Source organism: Mesorhizobium sp. M7A.F.Ca.CA.001.10.2.1 (assembly GCF_003998575.1).
Classification (GTDB): Bacteria; Pseudomonadota; Alphaproteobacteria; order Rhizobiales; family Rhizobiaceae; genus Mesorhizobium.
The window spans coordinates 1-2569 of the sequence record NZ_RZQY01000777.1; the positions used below are offsets into that span (position 1 = coordinate 1).

Consider the following 2569-nt stretch of genomic DNA (forward strand, 5'->3'; position numbering starts at 1 on the left):
CCGCCCGGCAGCGGCGCGTGTGCCGTCCACGGCTTGCCGCGTTTGCCGAGAAAACTCTCGATCTTTTCCAGCATCGATTCCGACAGCCGGCGATAGGTGGTGATCTTGCCGCCAAAAGCATTGACAATTGGGGCGGCGCCGTCGCCGCCATCGGCCTTGAGCACATAGTCCCGCGTCGCTTCCTGCGCCTTGGAGGCTCCGTCATCATAGAGCGGACGGACGGCCGAATAGGTCCAGACGATGTCCGAGCGCTTGACGGGTTGGGCGAAATATTCGCTTGCCGCGGCGCAGAGGTAATCGATCTCGGTGTCGCTGATCTTCACGTCATGCGGATCGCCGGGATAATCCTGGTCGGTGGTGCCGATCAGTGTGAACTCTTCCTCATAGGGAATGGCGAAGATGATGCGGCCATCCTTGTTCTGGAAGAAATAGGCGCGTGGATCGTCGAACTTCCTGGCGATGACAATGTGGCTGCCCTGCACGAGGCGGACATTGTGCACATCGTTGAGCCCGACGACGCCGGACAGCACATGATCGACCCAGGGGCCGGCGGCATTGACCAGCAGTCGCGCCTTGATCTCCTCGGTCTCGCCGGTCTGCAGGTCCTCGATCTGGATTGCCCACAGGCCGTTTTCGCGGCGCGCGCCGGTCACTTTCGTGCGGGTGCGGACCGTGGCGCCGCGGTCGGCGGCATCACGCGCGTTCAGCGCCACCAGTCGCGCATCATTGACCCAGCCATCCGAATATTCGAAGGCCTTCTTGAACAGCGGCTTCAAAGGCTTGCCGGCCGGATCCCTGGCCATGTCCAGCGTCCGGGTCGCGGGCAGCAATTTGCGCCCGCCAATGTGATCGTAGAGGAAGAGACCGAGCCTGATCAGCCAGGCCGGACGCAGGCCTTTGGCATAGGGCAGCACGAACCGCATCGGCCAGATGATGTGCGGCGCGTTCTTCCACAAAACCTCGCGCTCCATCAGCGCCTCTCGCACCAGGCGGAATTCGTAGAATTCGAGGTAGCGCAGGCCGCCATGGATCAATTTGGTCGAACCCGAGGAGGTTCCGCTGGCTAGGTCGTTCATCTCGGCGAGAAACACGGAAAAGCCACGACCGACGGCATCACGGGCAATGCCGCAGCCATTGATGCCGCCACCTATGACGAAAATGTCACGGATCGGAGATGCGTCCACAATTCCTCCAACGATTTCGCATTGCACCATTTTTGGGCTTTTACGAAACCGTGTCGGAATTATTTCGAAATGATAACGAATGTCAAACGAAATATCACGAGCGCGTGATATCGGGCAGAAACCGCCTAGGCGAGCGACGTCTCGATCAACTGAACCTCGGCCTCCTGGCAGATCTTGCGCACTGACGGGATGTCGCAACGATCGGTGATGAAGGTGTTGACCTGCGACAGATGGCCGATGCGCACCGGTGCGGTTCGCTCGAATTTGGTCTGGTCGGAAACCAGGATGACATGCCTTGCATTGGCGATGATCGCCTGCGCCACCTTGACCTCGCGAAAATCGAAATCGAGCAAGGCGCCGTCATGGTCGATGGCGGATGCACCGATCACCGCATAGTCGACCTTGAACTGCCTGATGAAGTCGACCGCCGCTTCGCCGACCACACCGCCATCGGAACCGCGCACAACCCCGCCGGCGATCACCACCTCGATCGAGGGATATATCCGCATCCTATTGGCAACATTGATGTTATTGGTGATGACCATGAGCCCGTTGTGATCGAGCAACGCCTTGCTGACCGACTCGGTCGTGGTGCCGATGTCGATGAACAGCGAGGCATTGTCGGGGATCAGCCTGGCGGCCGCACGGCCGATCGCCTCCTTCTCGTCGGCGGCGATCTTGCGTCTCGCCTCATATTCCATGTTCTCGATGCCGGAGGGATACAACGCGCCGCCATGGATGCGCGAGAGCAGCCGCTGGTCGCACAAATCGTTGAGGTCCTTGCGTATGGTCTGCGGCGTCACATTGAAGTGGGTGGCCAGATCATCGACCAGCACGCGGCCATGATCCTTGGCCATCTGGATAATCTCGGCATGGCGCGGCGACAGATACATAGGCAACCTCCCGTTTTCGTTTTTCTTGTCTATAGTCGAAAACGAAACCGATGAAAAGGCATAAGCCGGCTAATGAAATGCATGTGATTGCCAAGGTGAATACGAACGCAAACCAGATTGTGCCCGATCAATCCATTGCGCGCGCGATTTCCGTGATGACGGTGAAGGCCGTATCAACATCGGCGGCGGTCGCCTCGAACTGTCCGACCTGGAACCGGATTGCGATCCTGCCATCGACCTTCGTCTGCGTCAGGTAGATGCGGCCATCGTCGTTGATCGCATTGACCAGGCGCAGATTGTGCTCGTCCGCGTCGGTTGCGATCTTGTGTCGGAACGAGAACAACGACAGCATCGGTTCGCTGACGATCTCGAAATCCAACTCCCTTGCCAGCCGCGCCGCCAGCGCTTCGCTCCACCCGACATGATTGCGGATCATCGTGCGCAGATTTTCCAGGCCATGGGCGCCCAGTTCGACTGCTCTATCCAGTTCCT

2 protein-coding genes and 1 pseudogene are annotated in these 2569 nt (G+C 59.2%); all 3 read right to left on the reverse strand.

Annotated elements, in window-relative coordinates; translation table 11 throughout:
* Window positions 1-1184 (reverse strand): glycerol-3-phosphate dehydrogenase (glpD, locus tag EN964_RS31530; RefSeq protein WP_127277207.1); only part of this gene is annotated, 1184 nt, incomplete at its 3' end.
* Window positions 1185-1309: 125 nt separating this feature from the next.
* Entirely contained in the window at window positions 1310-2077 is a 768-nt protein-coding gene (locus tag EN964_RS31535; RefSeq protein WP_127277209.1) for a DeoR/GlpR family DNA-binding transcription regulator, read from the reverse strand.
* Window positions 2078-2204: 127 nt separating this feature from the next.
* A pseudogene (locus EN964_RS31540) lies at window positions 2205-2569 on the reverse strand (aspartate aminotransferase family protein); the annotation flags it as partial.

Excerpts from the sequence above, each read along its gene's own strand:
- EN964_RS31535 (WP_127277209.1), bottom strand. The coding sequence starts at position 2,077 with ATGTATCTGTCGCCGCGCCATGCCGAGATTATCCAGATGGCCAAGGAT.